Raw genomic sequence first — 16,189 nt, 5'->3', positions numbered from 1 at the left:
ACATGCCAATGAACGTGCTAGGGGTTCGCAATGATAGGATATCTGACACTCATCCTGGTTTGCCAGTTGGTCGGTGAACTTGCCGTGGGCGCCCTTGCGCTGCCCATTCCTGGGCCGGTTCTGGGGATGGTTGTGCTGCTGGTGTACCTGTTCCTCCGGGGCGAGGTGTCCAAGGAACTGGAGGAAACAACAGACGGTCTGCTCCGCGCGATGTCGCTGCTTTTTGTGCCTGCGGGAACGGGTGTCATGATGCATTTCAAATTGCTGGGCGAGGCGCTTGTCCCGCTCGCCGTTGCGGTCGCCATCAGTACGATTACGGCGATCGTCGTGACCGCGCTGATGATGCGCTGGCTCGATAAGGGGCGCGACGATGCATAGCCTTCAGGAAACCTGGGTCTATCTCAACGCCTCGCCGTTGTTTCACCTGACCCTGACGCTGGTTGCGTTTCAGGCCGCAAGCTGGGTGTTTGAAAAAGGCGGGCGCAACCCGTTGCTGAACCCGGTTCTGGGCGCGGTCATTCTGGTGGTCGCTGTTCTGTTGGTCACCAAAACAGACTACGCCACCTATTTCGAAGGCGCGCAGTTCGTCCATTTTCTGCTGGGCCCGGCAACCGTTTCGCTTGCCGTCCCGCTTTATCGGCAGTGGCATCGGGTGCGCAACTCGGCCTTTGCCATCGGGGCAAGCCTTCTGACCGGGTCGCTCTGCGCGATCCTGACCGCCGCCGGAACGGTCTGGCTGGCGGGTGGATCAGAAACACTGATCGCATCGATTGCGCCCAAATCCGTGACCGCCCCGGTGGCCATGGCCATCGCCGAACAACTGGGCGGCCTGCCATCGCTGACCGCCGTGCTGGTGATCGTTTCGGGCATTTTTGGCGCCATGTTCGGCCCGATCCTGTTGAACCTGATCGGGGTCAAGGACTGGGGCGCACGAGGGCTGGCCATCGGAACAGCCAGCCATGGGATCGGCACGGCGCGGGCGCTGCAGGTCAACGAAACGGCAGGCGCCTTTTCCGGGCTTGCCATGGGGTTGAACGCGCTTGCCACCGCGCTCCTGTTGCCGCTGATCTGGGCCCTGCTGTTCTAAGCGGCCCGGTAATCTGTCCGATCAGGCGTCCTCCCCCCACAGGATGTCGCCGAACTGATCGCGCAGCTTGTTTTTCAGAACCTTGCCGGTGCCGCCAATCGGCAGTTCATCGACGAACACCACGTCATCTGGCACCTGCCAGCTTGCGACCTTGCCGTCGTAATGGGCGATCAATTCCTCTTTGCTCAGCTCCGCGCCGGGCGCTTTGACGACCACCAGAACCGGGCGTTCATCCCATTTCTTGTGGCGCGCGGCGATGGCGGCGGCATTGGCGACCTTGGGGTGGGAAATCGCGATATCCTCAAGTTCGACGGTCGAAATCCATTCGCCCCCCGATTTGATGATATCCTTGGCCCGGTCACGGATGATCATGTACCCGTCATCGTCGATCGTGGCGACGTCACCGGTATCAAACCACCCATCATCCGTCAGGGCACTGTTTTCCATCCCGAAATAGGATTCGACAATCCAGTGCCCGCAAATTTGCAGATTGCCCTGGGTTTCGCCGTCCTCGGGCAGGACATTGCCCTCGTCATCCACAAGGCGCAGTTCGACGCCATAAGGCGGCCGCCCCTGACCTTCGCGCAGTTTGGCCTTATCCGCGTCGCTCAGATCCTCGTGTTTTTGCAGCAACTGGTTCAGCGTGCCCAGCGGGCTGGTTTCGGTCATGCCCCAGGCATGGATCAGCTCGACCCCGTATTTGTCGCGGAACGCAGGGATCATCGAGGTCGGCAAGGCCGATCCGCCCACAACCGTGCGTTTCAGGCTTTCCGCCTTGCTGCCGGTCTTTTCAAGCGCGCCCAGCAGGCCCATCCAGATCGTCGGCACGCCCAGCGCCATCGAAACCTTTTCCCCGTCGATCAGTTTGACCAGGCTTTCGCCGTCCAGATTGGGACCGGGCAACACGACCTTGCACCCGACGCCGGCGGCGATATAGGGCACGCCCCAGGCGTTTGCGTGAAACATCGGAACCACGGCCAGGATCGTGTCCTTGGCCGACAGGGCCAAACCGTCGGGCTGGTTGCCGGCGATCGAATGCAGCACGGTGCTGCGGTGGGTATATTGCACGCCCTTGGGGTTGCCCGTGGTGCCCGATGTGTAACACAGGCTGGAGGGCAGCCGTTCGTCCAGGTCGGGCCACTGGTAATCGTCGCTCTCGGCGGCCAGCAGTTCGTCATAGAACAGCAACCCGTCCACCATCTTGGCGGCCTTGTCGTCGCGCGGGCCCATCAGGATCACGTGTTTGACCGATTTCAAATGTTCGCCCAGCTTGGCCGCGACGGGCAGGAACGTATGATCCAGAAACAGGACCTGATCCTGCGCGTGGTTGATGATATAGATCAGCTGTTCGGGAAACAGGCGCGGGTTGATCGTGTGGCACACGAACCCCGCCCCGGCCACGCCGAAATAGATCTCCAGGTGCCGCCGGTTGTTCCATGCGATCGTGGCGCAGCGGTCGCGCTTCTGAATACCCAGCTTTTCCAGCGCCGAGGCCAGCTTGCGCGCGTTCGCCTCGACCTCGGCCCAGGTGGTGCGCGCCACCTCTCCGCTGGTTTCGACCGACACGATGGGTGTCTTGCCGTGATACCGCGCCCCATGCGCAATCAGTGAACTGATGGTGAGCGGTTGCTCCATCATAGTGCCAAACATGGTCGTCCTCCCTCAAAGGGGCGGCTGAACCGGGTCAGGTTCGCGCGCGCCTCCAATTCGCCTCATTGGGGATGTTAGCGAAATTGCAGCAGCGCGATAGGCTAAACCTTGGGCAAATGCGGTGCCATGCCCGAACCAGCCCGATAAACCCCGTTCCGCGTTTGGCGCATCGGTGTACTGTCACGAACAGACGCGCGGTTGCGGTCGTGCGACAGTATTAATTTTCATCGGGGGGAAAGACATTGAGCATTCAAATCGACCATTCGGGCAAAACCGTTGTTGTCATTGGCGGGACCAGCGGCATCAACCGGGGCGTTGCGGAATCCTTTGCACGCCATGGCGCCAGGGTTGCCGTGGCAAGCCGGTCGCAGGACAAGGTTGATAACACGGTCGCCGCACTCCGCGCAGCCGGTGCGCAAAAGGCGCTGGGGCTGGCCTTTGACGTGCGCGACGCACAGGCGGTGGCCGACGGGCTGGCGCAGTTTCACGCGGAACTAGGCGATCTCGATGTCGTGATTTCCGGCGCGGCGGGCAATTTCCCGGCACTGACGGCGGACATGTCAGTGAACGCCTTCAAGACGGTGATCGACATCGACCTGATGGGCACCGTCCACGTGATGAAGGCGGCCTATCCTTTCCTGAAACGTCCGGGCGCCAGCATCATCAACATTTCCGCGCCACAGGCCTATCTGCCCTATGAGGGTCAGGCGCATGTCTGTGCGGCCAAGGCCGGTGTCGATCAGATCACCCGTACCCTTGCGTTGGAGTGGTCGCCCGAAGGGATCAGGATCAATTCGGTTGTGCCGGGCTATATTGATGAAACCGAAGGCGCGCGCCGGCTGGCCCCGACGCCCGAGGCGCTGAACCAGATCAAAGCCAGCATTCCGCAGGGCCGTTTGGGTCAGAAACAGGATATCGCCAATGCCTGCCTGTTCCTCGGGTCGGACATGGCCAGCTATGTCTGCGGCCAGGTAATCGCCGTGGATGGTGCGCTCTATCAGCGCGGGTCCGGGGCGTTGGGCCAGGCCCTTGGCCAGATGCTGCGCGCCGCAAAGCGAGGGTAAGAACCGAATCCGGCCAGAGCGACACCGGCGGGGAAGGAACTGGCGCTATACAATTGCCCGGCGGGCCCCTAGCGTCATGCAGATGAGCGAACCTGACATTCACGACAGCGGCTATTCCTGGTTGCGCCTGATGGTGACGCTGACCATCGGCATGGTGGCCAATGTCGGCATGTGGGCGGTGATCGTCATCATGCCCGCGGTCGAGGCCGAATACGGCGCAGGCCGGGCCGAGGCCTCGATGCCCTATACGCTGACGATGATCGGGTTTGCGCTGGGCAATCTGCTGATCGGGCGGGTTGTGGACCGGTTCGGCGTGACCATCGCGCTGAATGGCGCAGCAGTTGCCATCGCAATTGGGTATTTCCTGTCTACGCTGGCCCCGTCGATGACGGTTCTGTCCCTGACCCACCTGTTGCTGGGGCTGGGCACAGCCGTGGGGTTCGGCCCGCTGATCGCCGATATTTCGCACTGGTTCCTGCGCCGGCGCGGCATCGCCGTGGCGCTGGTGGCCAGTGGCAATTACCTGTCGGGCGCGATCTGGCCCACCTTGCTGGCCGACATGCTGCAGGACAGCGGCTGGCGCACGGTCTACCTTACACTCGCCATGGTCACCCTCGCGGTGCTGATCCCGCTGTCGCTGCTGCTGCGCCGTCGTGTTCCGGATTATGCACATGGGTTGGCGCAGGCGGCTTCGGACCTGCGGGCGCGCAGTGCAGGGTTCTCGCCGCGCACTCTGCAATACCTTCTGGGGCTGGCCGGAATCGGATGCTGTGTGGCCATGTCGATGCCACAGGTCCACATCGTCGCGTATTGCGTCGGGTTGGGATACGGCCCCGCCGTCGGGGCCGAGATGCTGTCGCTTATGTTGCTGGGCGGCGTGGTCAGCCGGGTCATCTCCGGCCTTGCTGCGGATCGGCTGGGCGGGGTGATGACCCTGTTGATCGGGTCGGTCCTGCAATGCATCGCGCTGTTCCTGTACCTGCCCTATGACGGCATGGTGTCGCTTTATGTGGTCAGCGCCATGTTCGGTCTGGCCCAGGGAGGGATCGTGCCCAGCTATGCGCTGGTCGTGCGCGAATACATGCCCGCGAAAGAGGCCGGATCACGCGTCGGGTTCGTTCTGATGATGACCATCCTCGGCATGGCGCTGGGCGGCTGGATGTCGGGCTGGATTTTCGACGTCACCGGCAGTTACCGGATGGCGTTCCTGAATGGCATTGTCTGGAACGGGCTGAACATCGCGATCATGCTGATGCTGCTGACCAGGTCCCGTCCGCGCACAACGCGCCCGGCGCTGGCCTGACAGCTGCTTTAGCTGCCGATGTGTGTCTCGCCCCGCGCGCGGGCCAGCGCGATTTGTTTCTGACGCTCGCGGAACCGGTTCTTATCCTCGTCCGAGGTTTCATCAATGCACTGATGACAGGACACGCCCGCCTCGTATTCGGGGCGATTACAATCCTCGGGCACCAACGGCCTGCGGCACCCGTGACACAGGGTATGCGGCCCTTCCCTCAGCCCGTGGCCAACGCTGACCCGGTTGTCAAAGACAAAGCATTCTCCCTGCCAGGTGCTGTCGTCTTCCGGCACATCCTCGAGATACTGCAGAATGCCGCCCTTGAGGTGAAAGACATCCTCGACCCCCTGCTCAAGCAGAAAGTTGGTCGATTTCTCGCACCGGATCCCGCCGGTGCAGAACATCGCGATCCGCTTATTGTGGAACCGATGCTTGTTCGCCTCCCACCACGCGGGAAATTCGCCGAATGATTTGGTTTCCGGGTCAACCGCGCCTTCGAACGTGCCGATGGCGACCTCATAATCATTACGCGTATCGATGACGGCCACGTCCGGCTGACGGATCAGGTCGTTCCATTCCTCGGGGCGCACGTAGTTCCCGACACGGGCACGCGGATCGACGTTGGGCTGGCCCATCGTCACGATCTCTTTCTTGAGCCGCACTTTCATTTTGCCAAAGGGCGGGCCGTCGCTGGTCGCTTCTTTCCACTCCAAACCGGCGCATCCGGGCAGGGCGCGGATATGGGCCAGCACCCGGTCAATGCCTGCACGCGGACCGGCGATAGTGCCGTTGATCCCCTCGCGGGCCAGAAGGAGGGTGCCTTTGACACCTGTTTGCGCGCAGAGTTCCACCAAGCCGGGCTTGATCGCGGCGGGGTCATCGAAGCGCGTGAAATGGTAGAGAGCGGCAATGGTATACATGCGCGGTGATCTAATCCTGCCGATAATGCGGTGCAAGGGCCCGCATTGACGCGGATGGCCCTTGCCCCTACCGATATTGCATAAGCAGGAGGTCCCGATGTCCAACGCCCTGATCGTGATTGATGTGCAGAATGATTTTTGCCCCGGCGGGGCGCTGGCCGTGCCCGATGGCGACGCGGTCGTGCCGATCATCAACGCGATGATGGATGATTTCGACGCGGTGATTCTGACGCAGGACTGGCACCCGGCGGGCCATTCGTCATTTGCCTCGTCGCATCCCGGCTCGGCTCCTTACGACATGATCGACATGCCCTATGGGTCACAGGTTCTGTGGCCGGATCACTGCATTCAGGGATCGGATGGCGCCTTGTTCCACGCCGATCTGCGCACCGATGGCGACCTGATCATCCGCAAGGGGTTCCGGCGCGCGATCGACAGCTATTCGGCCTTTTTCGAGAATGACAAATCCACGCCCACAGGGCTTGAGGGATACCTGCGCACACGTGGAGTCGACCGGCTGACCATGGTCGGGCTGGCCACCGATTTCTGTGTGCATTACTCGGCCGTGGACGCGGCGACCCTTGGCTTTGATGTCAGCGTGGCACTCGAGGCCTGCCGCGGTATCGACCTGGATGGGTCGATGCAGGGCGCCCTCGATGCGATGCAGGGCGCGGGCGTCGCACTTATCTGAGCGACGGTTGCCATTTGTTAAGACCCCCGGCGGTATTCGTTGACCTCAACGCTCAACAACCCCGGGCCGGGTCATGCAGGATGCACTGGCGGCGACAGGCCGGCCAAAAACCGAAATAGACATTGATTACAGCCCTGAACAGCTGTTTCTCACCTATGCGCGCGGACGGGTTTCGCATTTTGCCAACCGGCAGATCATGACGGTGATCGGCGGGCTGACGCTGACCATTTCCGATGGGTTGGAAATCGGGTTGGGTCTGATCGTGATTGCCCTGTTGGGCGAAGCGCTCGATTGTCTCTATCTGCACCGGGTGCCGCACCTTCTGACGCGCGGCTGGACGGTAACGCGCCTGTCGGTGATCAGCGCCGTGACCGGCGCATTTCAGGCGCTGACAATCGCCGTCTGTGTCGCCTTGGCCTGGGTGGCGCCCTTTGGGCAAAGCGCGCCGCTGTTTGCCTGTGCCTTTCTGGCGGGGGCCGCGGTGAACGGCGGTCTGGCCTTGCCTTTTAACCCCTTGGCGGCCAATGCGCGATTGTCGGTCTATGCCCTGACAATCCTGGGTCTTCTTGCGCAGGAGTCCGCTGTCAGCCAACTGAATGACGGCCAGTTCCTGATCAAGGCGGTGGGGATCGCCATTCTGGCCTATATGGTGATCGCCTTCCTGAAATTTGCCGTGACCGGGTCGCGCCGCAACCGACGCAACCTCACAGACCTGTGGAAACAAAGCCGCATGCTGGCCGAGGCCAATGCGCAGCTGGAGTTGCGTCAGAAAGAGGCGCAACGCCTGTCACTGGTCGCCAAATACGCCAATGACAGCGTGGTTCTGAGTGATGGGCAGGGCCATGTTTTCTGGGTCAACGAGGCCTTTACCAGGATCACCGGGTACACGGCCGAAGATATCTTTGGAAAACACCCCGGAGCCTTGCTGAACGGGCCCGGCACCAAGAGCGAAACGATCGCGGCGCTGAACGCCGCCGCCCGTCTTGGGCGCCCGTTTCGCGGCGAAATTCAGAACGTGACGCGGGATGGGCGCACGATCTGGATCGAAACCAACCAGGTGCCGGTGCTGGATGACGAAGGACGGGTGGAAATGACCGTCGCCATCGAACGCGACATCACGCAGGCCAAACAGTCAGCCCGCGACCTGGCGAAAGCCAAGGAAAAGGCCGAAGAGGGCGCGCGCGCCAAGGCCGATTTCCTTGCCACGATGAGCCACGAAATCCGCACCCCGATGAACGGCATCATGGGGATGGCCGACCTGATTTCGGAAACCGACCTGAGCGAAGAGCAAAGCGCCTATGCCCGGTCAATCCGCAGCTCGGCCCGCGCGCTTTTGACCATCATCAACGATGTTCTGGATCTGTCCAAGCTGGACGCCGACAAAATGGTTCTCGACCCGGCTGATTTCGATCTTGTCACCTGTCTTCAGGACACTGTGACGATGTTTCTGCCCCGCGCGGGTGAAAAGGGGCTGTTCCTGAAGCTGGAGATTGATCGCGACGTTCCTAGCCTTGTGCGGGCCGATGACGGGCGTTTGCGCCAAATCCTTGTGAACCTGATCGGCAATGCCGTGAAATTCACCGAAACCGGCGGTGTGACTGTAAAGGTTTCCGCCGATCGCGGCGCGCCCCCTTGCCGCCTGCAGATCGTGATCGCGGACACCGGGATTGGCATTGCCCCGGACCATCTGGAGCATGTTTTCGAACGGTTTTCACAGGCTGAATCCTCAACAACCCGCCGTTTTGGCGGCACCGGTCTCGGGCTGGCCATCTCACGCATGCTGGCCCGGGCCATGGAGGGCGAAATCAGGGTCCGGTCGGACCCCGGTCAAGGCTCACAATTTGAACTGACCCTGCCCGTTGCAAGGCCGGCCACCGTTCGCCTGGCGCCAAGAGCCCCGGTAACAGCCGCCGATTGCCTGCATGTGCTCAGCGGAAAACGGGTGTTGGTCGCCGAGGATAACAAGGTCAATCGTCTGCTGGTCCGGAAATATCTGCGCGACATCCCGATGGAGTTGCTGTTCGCTCATGATGGCCGTCAGGCGGTTGAAATGGCCCACTCCCACGCGCCCGACCTGATCCTGATGGACATGTCGATGCCCAAGATGAACGGGATCGAGGCAACCTGCGCGATCCGGCAATCGCAAACCCTGCAACCGACCATCCTCGCCCTGACGGCCAATGCCTTTGCGTCGGACCGCGCGGCCTGTCTGGCGGCTGGCATGGACGGGTTTCTGAGCAAACCGGTGCGACGGTCCGAACTTTTGGCCGAGATGGTCCGTCATTGTCGGGAGACGGTGACCCGGATGGCCAACTGAGGCCGCTGTGCCCAAAGCCCCCTGCCCGCTCTGGACAAGGCATGGGGGGATTGCTTTAACCTGTGCTCTGACAGCCCGGAGCCTGATATGGTCGACATTGCCACCCGCGTTTATAACCACAAGTGGAAGATCGACCCGATTGTCCGGTCATTGATCGACACGGATTTCTACAAACTGCTGATGTGTCAGTCGGTGTTCCGCAACAAGCCGGACACCAAGGTCACGTTTTCCCTAATCAACCGAACGAAATCTGTTCCGCTCGCCAAACTGGTGGACGAGGGCGAATTGCGCGAACAGCTGGATCACATCCGTTCCCTCTCGCTCAGCCGGGGGGAGAGCACATGGCTGCGCGGGAATACCTTTTACGGCAAACGCCAGATGTTCCGCCCGGATTTCATGGAGTGGTTCGAAAATCTGCGCCTGCCGCCCTATCACCTGGAACGCAAGGGCGATCAGTACGAGCTGACGTTCGAGGGCCAGTGGCACGAGGTGATGCTGTGGGAAATCCCGGCGCTGGCCGTGCTGATGGAGCTGCGCGGGCGCGCGGTTCTGAACGACATGGGCCGGTTCGAATTGCAGGTTCTGTATGCCCGCGCGATGACCCGGCTGTGGGAAAAGATTGAAAAGCTGCGCCCCATCGACACGCTGGGCATTGCCGATTTCGGCACCCGGCGGCGGCATTCCTTTCTCTGGCAGGACTGGTGCGTGCAGGCGATGATGGAGGGGCTGGGCAAGAAATTCACCGGCACGTCCAACTGCCTGATCGCCATGCGGCGTGAGGTCGAGGCGATTGGCACCAACGCCCATGAACTGCCCATGGTCTATTCCGCGCTGGCCGAGGATGACGCCGCGCTGGCGCGCGCACCCTATGACGTTCTGTCCGACTGGCATGACGAACATGATGGCAACCTGCGCATCATCCTGCCCGATACATACGGCACCAAGGGGTTTCTTGAAAACGCACCCGACTGGCTGGCGGGCTGGACCGGCATCCGCATCGACAGCGGCGATCCGGTCGTTGGGGCCGAGATCGCCATCGACTGGTGGAAATCCCGCGGTGAGGATCCGCGCACCAAACGGGTCATCTTTTCGGACGGTCTGGACGTGGACAAGATTGTCGAACTGCACGCCATCTTTGCGGGCCGGGTCAACATTTCCTTTGGTTGGGGCACCTTGCTGACCAACGATTTCCGCGGACTGGCCGAAAACGATGCGCTGGCGCCATTCTCGCTGGTCTGCAAGGCGGTCAGCGCAAATGGCCACCCAACCGTCAAACTGTCGGACAACCCGGAAAAGGCGATGGGCCCGGCGGATGAGATCGAACGCTATAAACGGGTGTTCGGCGTCGGTGAGCAGGAGCGGATCGAGGTGGTCGTCTGAGCCTAGCGGCGGTTCATCCGCCGTTCGCGCCAGATCACCATCAATCCGCCCGCGATGATCAGGAGCGCCCCGGGAAACAGATCGCGGAACGGGGCCTCGTCAAAGAACAGCCAGCCAAACACAAAGGCCATCGGTATTCCGAAATAATTGAACGGGGCGAGGTTGCTCTGCTCGGTCATGCGATAGGATATGATCAGGCACAGAACAGCCATGCCGCCGAACGCGCCCATGCCGATGATCCAGAACATATCGCCGGTGCTGCGCAGGTCCGAAAACCCGCCGGCAAAGGGCACGATCAGCGCCGATCCGACCAATGCGATGCCCGCCGAATACAGGTTCACCAGTGGGCTGGGCACATCATCGTCCATGCGGCGGGCCATCACACCGGCCAGTGCGTAAAGGAACGCGGCGCCCAGCGGGGCCACGGCGGCCCAGGAAAAGGTTTCGCGCCCGGGGCCCATGACCATGACAACCCCGGCAAACCCGATCAGCACCGCCACCCACCTGAGCGCGCCCACCCGTTCGCCCAACAGCGGAACGGCCAGTGCGGTCATGAACAGCGCGTTGGAATAGGTGATGGTGGCGGCGCTGGCAAAGGCCATCTGTCCCAGGGAATAGTAAAACAGCAACTGCGCCACCGCGACGATCAGACCCCGCGCAGAGGCCATCGGCCATTGCCGTATGCGCCATTGCCGCCCGCTGTCGCGCCAGACGCGCGAGGAATACAGCGCGATGAAACTCGGGATCAGGCCGAAAAAATTGCGATAGGCGGACAGTTCGGCGGCGGAATACGCGGGGGACAGATGTTTGATGATCAACCCCATAAAGTCGAACAACACCAATGCGACCAGCGACAAGGCAATGGCCGGGCCAACCCGGTCGGTGGGCCGGGCGCTCATGCCCGATCAGCCATGATAGGCGGCCACGGTCTTGAGCTGCGAAAACCCATACAGCGCCTCGAACCCCTTTTCGCGTCCGTGGCCCGATTTTCCGATTCCGCCGAAGGGCAGTTCGACACCGCCCCCGGCGCCATAGTTGTTGATGAACACCTGACCCGACCGCAACGCCCGCGCCAGCCGCATCTGCCGCGCCCCGTCGCGGGTCCAGATGCTGGCGACCAGCCCGTAATCGGTGCTGTTGGCAATGCTCAGGGCGTCTTGCTCATCCTCAAACGGAATGATCACCTGTACGGGGCCAAAGATTTCATCCCGCGCCAGCGGATGATCGGGCGGCACATCGGCAAACAGGGTCGGGCGCACATAGGCCCCGGTGTCAGGCGCATGGTCGACGATCACGCCATGCGCGGCGATGGGCAAATCCGCCCCCTTATCCAGGAACCCGGTAACGATTTCCTTTTGTCGCGCCGAAATCAGCGGCCCCAGCCGCAGGTCATCCATGGCGGGGCCAACGGTCAAGCCGCGATACGCCTCGGCCATGCGGTCGCGCACCTGATCGTACACCCCGCGCTGTACCAGAATGCGCGAGGAGGCCGAGCAGGTCTGCCCGGCGTTCTGAATGCCCGCGTTGACCAGAAACGGCAGGGCGGCCTCCAGATCAGCATCGTCAAACACCAGTTGAGGTGACTTTCCACCCAGTTCAAGCGTCACCGGCACCACGTTGCGCGCCGCCGCCGCCTGAACCAATCCGCCGGTCGGGACCGATCCGGTGAAACTGATGTGGTGAATACCTGGATGGGCCGACAGGGCCGCGCCCGCCTCGGCCCCAAGGCCCGGCACAACGTTCAGCGCCCCGTCAGGCAACCCGGCCTGCTGCGCGAGATCGGCAAAGGCCAGCGCGGTCAGACAGGCCTCTTCCGCCGGTTTCAGAATGGCGGCGTTTCCCATGGCGAGCGCGGCGCCGACAGACCGCCCGATGATCTGCATCGGGTAATTCCAGGGCACGATATGGCCCGTCACCCCGTGCGGTTCGCGCAGCGTGTAAACCGTGTACCCGTCCAGATAGGGAATGGTCGTGCCATGCACCTTGTCGGCGGCCCCGCCGTAGAATTCCATGTAGCGTGCCAGCGCAACCGCATCCGCGCGCGCCTGGGTCAGCGGCTTGCCCACGTCCATCGCTTCCAACGCGGCGAGGTCCTCGACCCTGTCCAGAACAAGCTGCCCGATCCGCGCCAGGATCCGGCCCCTCTCAACGGCGGTCATCCGGCCCCAGTCGCCGTTGCGCGCGTCGTGGGCGGCGGCCACGGCGGCGCCGATATCCTCGTGATCCCCGCGCGCGATGTCACAGATCGCGCTGCCATCCGACGGGTTGATCAGCGGCAGGGTCCTTCCCCCTTGCGGGGCCACCCATTGCCCGCCGATCAGGCATTTATCGGGGTCGAACCACATCAATTCCTTTGCAGATTCAGGCATTGGTCAAATTCCTTCGCAAATGGTCCAGATCGGGCAGGCGCGGGGCCGCGTCGATCAGCGTTTTGGTATAAGGATGCCGGGGTGCGGAAAACACGGCTTCGGTATCGCCCTGTTCGACGATCTCGCCGGCCTGCATCACCAGGACACGGTCGGTGACGGTGCGCACGACGCTCAGATCATGAGAGATGAACAGATAGGTCAGATCATAGGCCCCGCACAGATCGGCCAGCAGGTCCAGGATTTGTGCCCGCACGGATACGTCCAGCGCGCTCACCGCCTCGTCAAACAAGATCAGTTCGGGCCGGATGATCAGGGCGCGGGCAATGGCGATGCGCTGCCGCTGTCCGCCGGAAAATTCGTGGATGTACTTGCGCGCATCCGCCGGTTTCAGGCCAACCGCCGTCAGCGCCTCGTCAATGGCACGGTCACGGTCGGCGCCAGTTGGCGGGGTGTCGAGCAAATGAAACGGCTCGGTAATCAGGCGATCGACCCGGTGGCGCGGGTTGAACGATCCAAACGGATCCTGAAACACCACCTGCATCTTGCGCCGTACGGCCAGGTTGGTGTGATGCCCGCTGAACACCGGCGCGCCATCCAGCAGGATCTGGCCCCCTTGCGTCTCTTCAAGGCCCAGAATGGCCCGTGTCAGGGTCGATTTTCCGCACCCGGATTCGCCGACAAGGCCCAGCCTTTCACCCCGGTTCAGGATGAAATTGACACCTTTGACGGCGCGAAAATGCCCCGGCGCGGCAAACAGCCGGCTGCGCGGCAGGCGATAGTCGCGGATCACATCGCGCACCTCAAGCAAGGGCGCAGGCGGCGGGACGGGCGGCAGGGTCACCTGATGGCCCGATGCCTCGAACAAGGCGCGGGTATAGGGGTGGCGCATATGGGCGAGCAAATCCTGCGTCGGCCCGGTTTCGACCACCTCGCCGTGACGCATGACGACAATCCGGTTGGCCATGTCCGACACCACTGCCAGATCATGGGTGATCACCAGCAACCCCATGCCGTAATCGGCAACCAACCCTTTCAGCAGGTCCAGAATCTGTGCCTGTGTGGTCACGTCCAGCGCGGTTGTCGGCTCATCCGCGATCAGCAACTTGGGGCGCAGGGCGATGGCCATGGCGATCACCACGCGCTGGCGCTGCCCGCCGGACAGTTCGTGCGGATAGCGTGACAAGGGGAACCGATCGCCGGGCAGGCCGACGCGGTCCAGTACCTCGCGCGCGCGCTCCATCGCCTGGGCCCTGGGCATGGCCCCATGCACAAGGATGGTTTCGGCCACCTGATCGCCGATGGTCCTGACTGGGTTCAGTGCGGTCATCGGCTCCTGAAACACCATGCCGACCGCATTGCCGCGCAAGTCACACATCCCGGCTTCGGACGTGGTCAACAGTTCCATCCCATCCAGCCTTATGGCACCGCTGGCCCGCATTGCGTCGGGCAACAATCGCATCACCGACAGGGCGGTCATTGATTTTCCCGATCCGCTTTCGCCGGTGATGGCGACAATCTCGCCCGGCTCGACCCGCAGCGAGACCTGTTTCAGGATCTCGGTCTTGTGGATCGTGACCGACAGGTTTTCGATCTCAAGCAGGTTCATGTCCGGGCCACCCTGAGCCGGGGGTCAAGGTGGTCGCGCAGCCCGTCGCCCAACAGGTTCAGCCCCAGAACCGTGACGATAATGGCCACTCCGGGGATCAGCGCGATGTGGGGCGCGATGCTGACCAAGGTTTGTGCGTCCGCCAGCATCCGGCCCCAGCTGGGCGTGGGGGGTTGTGCGCCCAGACCGATATAGCTCAGCCCTGCCTCGGCCAGAATGCCAAGGCTGAACTGGATGGTGCCTTGTACGATCAGCAGGTTCGCGACGTTGGGCAGGATATGTTCAAACGAAATCCGCGCGCTGGATTTCCCCGCCACCCGCGCCGCCAGAATGAATTCGCGCTCCCAAAGGGACAGGGCCGCGCCACGGGTGATGCGGGCGAAAACGGGGATGTTGAAAATGCCGATGGCAATGATCGCGTTGATCGCCCCCGCGCCGAACACGGCCGTGATCAGGATCGCGATCACCAGCGAAGGGAACGCGAACACCAGATCGTTGCCGCGCATGATCAACTCGTCCAGCCAGCTACCCTTGCGCGCCGCCGCCGTCAGGCCCAATGGCACGCCCAGCGACATGCCGATGCCCACCGCCACCAGCGCCACGGCGATCGAGGTACGCGCGCCGACCATGATCATGCTGAAGATATCGCGCCCGAAATGATCGGTGCCGAACCAGTGATCGCCGCCGGGGCGGGCGAATTTCGCCGGAATGTTCATTGCCGCATGGTCAAACGGCGTCCAGACGAACGACAAAAGCGCGGCAATTACCACCACCGACGACAGCAATGCGCCCAGGATCAGGTTACGGTTCATGTGCGTGCCCTCAACCGGGGATCGACGGCGGCATAGGCCAGGTCGACCAGGAAATTCACCGTGATCACGGCGAAGACCAACAGCATCACGACCGATTCCACCACGATCAGGTCCCGTGAACTGATGGCCTGAAACACCAGCCGTCCCAGACCGGGCAGGTAAAACACCTGTTCGATGATGATCGACCCGGCCAGCAGAAACGCAAACTGCAAGCCGATGATCGTCAGCACGGGGATCAGGGCATTGCGCACCCCGTGCCGCCACAGGGCCTGTCGGCGTGACAGCCCCTTGGCCCGCGCCGTGCGCATGAAATCTTCGCCCAGAATGTCCAGCAGGGCCGACCGCATGACCCGCGCAAGGATGGCCGCCTGCGGCAGGGCTAGCGATATTGCCGGCAAGGTTAGCGAATGCAGTCCGGTCAGAAACCCCTTGTCCCATCCGGCAAACCCGCCGGCCCCGAACCAGCGCAGGTTGATGGCAAAGATCAGCACCATCATCATCGCGAACCAGAAATTGGGCACCGCGACGCCCAGTTGCGTGGCCCCCATCACGGCCATGTCTCCGGCTTTGCCGCGCCGGGCGGCGGCATATATGCCCGCCGGAAAGGCGATAAGCGTCGACAGGGTCAGCGCATAAAGGGCCAGTGGCAGCGACACCCACAGCCGGTCCCCGATCATGGTGCTGACCGGTGTGCGATAGGTGTAGGAGGTTCCGAAATCCCCCACCAACATGCCGCCCACCCAGTTGGCATAGCGCTGCCATTTGGGCACATCCAACCCCAGTTCCGTGCGCAGGGCGGCAACCGTATCGGGCTGGGCGTTGATGCCCAGCATGAAACTTGCCGGGTCGCCGGGGGCGACCTCGATCACGGTAAAAATCACCAGGCTGGCGACCGCCAGGCTGAGGACAAGGGACAACAATCGTTTTAACGAATATCGCAACATTGCGATCACGTTAGGGGCGCGCCGGGACCGGGTCCAGAGACAAGCGCGTGCAAAA

General features: G+C 62.3%; 14 protein-coding genes. 7 read left to right on the top strand and 7 right to left on the bottom strand.

Features of this window, described 5'->3' with window-relative positions:
- The first annotated feature begins 30 nt into the window (after positions 1-30).
- Both ACXYMO_RS13105 and ACXYMO_RS13100 read left to right on the top strand, forming a co-directional pair.
- Positions 31-378 (top strand): CidA/LrgA family protein, encoded by a 348-nt coding sequence (locus ACXYMO_RS13105; RefSeq protein WP_458879167.1) that lies wholly within the window; start codon positions 31-33, stop codon positions 376-378.
- Positions 371-1,087 (top strand): LrgB family protein, encoded by a 717-nt coding sequence (locus ACXYMO_RS13100; protein WP_458879166.1) that lies wholly within the window; start codon positions 371-373, stop codon positions 1,085-1,087. Before ACXYMO_RS13105 ends, ACXYMO_RS13100 begins: the two co-directional genes overlap by 8 nt.
- A 21-nt stretch (positions 1,088-1,108) precedes the next feature.
- Here ACXYMO_RS13100 and ACXYMO_RS13095 read toward each other — a convergent pair whose 3' ends face one another.
- Positions 1,109-2,737, bottom strand: coding sequence for a long-chain-fatty-acid--CoA ligase (locus tag ACXYMO_RS13095; protein WP_458879165.1), 1,629 nt, complete (start codon positions 2,735-2,737; stop codon positions 1,109-1,111).
- 242 nt (positions 2,738-2,979) lie between these two features.
- Here ACXYMO_RS13095 and ACXYMO_RS13090 point away from each other — a divergent pair, with 242 nt between their 5' ends.
- Complete coding sequence (locus ACXYMO_RS13090; protein WP_458879164.1) at positions 2,980-3,801, top strand: SDR family oxidoreductase; 822 nt, start codon at positions 2,980-2,982, stop codon at positions 3,799-3,801.
- Positions 3,802-3,883: 82 nt separating this feature from the next.
- The gene (locus ACXYMO_RS13085) at positions 3,884-5,104 is read left to right on the top strand and encodes an MFS transporter (protein ID WP_458879163.1); all 1,221 of its coding nucleotides are present in this window, start codon (positions 3,884-3,886) and stop codon (positions 5,102-5,104) included.
- 8 nt (positions 5,105-5,112) lie between these two features.
- Here the strand turns inward: ACXYMO_RS13085 and trhO are convergent, their stop codons facing one another.
- On the bottom strand, positions 5,113-6,015 hold the full coding sequence (gene trhO, locus ACXYMO_RS13080; protein ID WP_458879162.1) for an oxygen-dependent tRNA uridine(34) hydroxylase TrhO: 903 nt from the start codon (positions 6,013-6,015) through the stop codon (positions 5,113-5,115).
- A gap of 97 nt (positions 6,016-6,112) precedes the next feature.
- Here trhO and pncA point away from each other — a divergent pair, with 97 nt between their 5' ends.
- The 3 genes from pncA (at position 6,113) to pncB (ending at position 10,403) form a co-directional block, all read left to right on the top strand.
- Positions 6,113-6,706, top strand: coding sequence for a bifunctional nicotinamidase/pyrazinamidase (gene pncA / locus ACXYMO_RS13075; RefSeq protein ID WP_458879161.1), 594 nt, complete (start codon positions 6,113-6,115; stop codon positions 6,704-6,706).
- A 73-nt stretch (positions 6,707-6,779) separates the two neighbouring features.
- On the top strand, positions 6,780-9,023 hold the full coding sequence (locus tag ACXYMO_RS13070) for a PAS domain-containing hybrid sensor histidine kinase/response regulator (protein WP_458879160.1): 2,244 nt from the start codon (positions 6,780-6,782) through the stop codon (positions 9,021-9,023).
- 87 nt (positions 9,024-9,110) lie between these two features.
- Positions 9,111-10,403, top strand: a complete 1,293-nt coding sequence (pncB, locus tag ACXYMO_RS13065) for a nicotinate phosphoribosyltransferase (protein ID WP_458879159.1) — start codon at positions 9,111-9,113, stop codon at positions 10,401-10,403.
- Between the two features lie 2 nt (positions 10,404-10,405).
- On the opposite strand, the gene ACXYMO_RS13060 is transcribed toward pncB, so the two are convergent.
- Genes ACXYMO_RS13060 through ACXYMO_RS13040 form a run of 5 tightly spaced genes read right to left on the bottom strand, consistent with a single transcriptional unit; the run spans position 10,406 to position 16,134 of the window.
- Positions 10,406-11,302: a DMT family transporter gene (locus tag ACXYMO_RS13060; RefSeq protein WP_458879158.1), complete on the bottom strand. Its 897-nt coding sequence runs from the start codon at positions 11,300-11,302 to the stop codon at positions 10,406-10,408.
- Between the two features lie 6 nt (positions 11,303-11,308).
- Positions 11,309-12,772: an aldehyde dehydrogenase family protein gene (locus ACXYMO_RS13055; protein WP_458879157.1), complete on the bottom strand. Its 1,464-nt coding sequence runs from the start codon at positions 12,770-12,772 to the stop codon at positions 11,309-11,311.
- Positions 12,765-14,378: an ABC transporter ATP-binding protein gene (locus tag ACXYMO_RS13050; protein WP_458879156.1), complete on the bottom strand. Its 1,614-nt coding sequence runs from the start codon at positions 14,376-14,378 to the stop codon at positions 12,765-12,767. Before ACXYMO_RS13050 ends, ACXYMO_RS13055 begins: the two co-directional genes overlap by 8 nt.
- Positions 14,375-15,190, bottom strand: coding sequence for an ABC transporter permease (locus tag ACXYMO_RS13045; RefSeq protein WP_458879155.1), 816 nt, complete (start codon positions 15,188-15,190; stop codon positions 14,375-14,377). The genes ACXYMO_RS13050 and ACXYMO_RS13045 overlap by 4 nt, the downstream gene beginning before the upstream one ends.
- Complete coding sequence (locus ACXYMO_RS13040; protein ID WP_458879154.1) at positions 15,187-16,134, bottom strand: ABC transporter permease; 948 nt, start codon at positions 16,132-16,134, stop codon at positions 15,187-15,189. Before ACXYMO_RS13040 ends, ACXYMO_RS13045 begins: the two co-directional genes overlap by 4 nt.
- Positions 16,135-16,189 lie beyond the last annotated feature (55 nt).

It is taken from the genome of Arenibacterium sp. CAU 1754, from assembly GCF_054482635.1.
Note: the sequence above shows the minus strand (reverse complement) of the source record. Positions and strands in the feature narration are given on the sequence as shown.

What these genes read in the sequence shown, in the direction of transcription:
- pncA (WP_458879161.1), top strand. Translation starts at nt 6,113, where the DNA reads ATGTCCAACGCCCTGATCGTGATTGATGTGCAGAATGATTTTTGCCCC.
- pncB (WP_458879159.1), top strand. Translation starts at nt 9,111, where the DNA reads ATGGTCGACATTGCCACCCGCGTTTATAACCACAAGTGGAAGATCGAC.
- ACXYMO_RS13060 (WP_458879158.1), bottom strand. Translation starts at nt 11,302, where the DNA reads ATGAGCGCCCGGCCCACCGACCGGGTTGGCCCGGCCATTGCCTTGTCG.
- ACXYMO_RS13045 (WP_458879155.1), bottom strand. Translation starts at nt 15,190, where the DNA reads ATGAACCGTAACCTGATCCTGGGCGCATTGCTGTCGTCGGTGGTGGTA.
- ACXYMO_RS13055 (WP_458879157.1), bottom strand. Translation starts at nt 12,772, where the DNA reads ATGCCTGAATCTGCAAAGGAATTGATGTGGTTCGACCCCGATAAATGC.
- trhO (WP_458879162.1), bottom strand. Translation starts at nt 6,015, where the DNA reads ATGTATACCATTGCCGCTCTCTACCATTTCACGCGCTTCGATGACCCC.
- ACXYMO_RS13040 (WP_458879154.1), bottom strand. Translation starts at nt 16,134, where the DNA reads ATGTTGCGATATTCGTTAAAACGATTGTTGTCCCTTGTCCTCAGCCTG.
- ACXYMO_RS13100 (WP_458879166.1), top strand. Translation starts at nt 371, where the DNA reads ATGCATAGCCTTCAGGAAACCTGGGTCTATCTCAACGCCTCGCCGTTG.
- ACXYMO_RS13105 (WP_458879167.1), top strand. Translation starts at nt 31, where the DNA reads ATGATAGGATATCTGACACTCATCCTGGTTTGCCAGTTGGTCGGTGAA.
- ACXYMO_RS13085 (WP_458879163.1), top strand. Translation starts at nt 3,884, where the DNA reads ATGAGCGAACCTGACATTCACGACAGCGGCTATTCCTGGTTGCGCCTG.
- ACXYMO_RS13070 (WP_458879160.1), top strand. Translation starts at nt 6,780, where the DNA reads ATGCAGGATGCACTGGCGGCGACAGGCCGGCCAAAAACCGAAATAGAC.
- ACXYMO_RS13095 (WP_458879165.1), bottom strand. Translation starts at nt 2,737, where the DNA reads ATGTTTGGCACTATGATGGAGCAACCGCTCACCATCAGTTCACTGATT.
- ACXYMO_RS13050 (WP_458879156.1), bottom strand. Translation starts at nt 14,378, where the DNA reads ATGAACCTGCTTGAGATCGAAAACCTGTCGGTCACGATCCACAAGACC.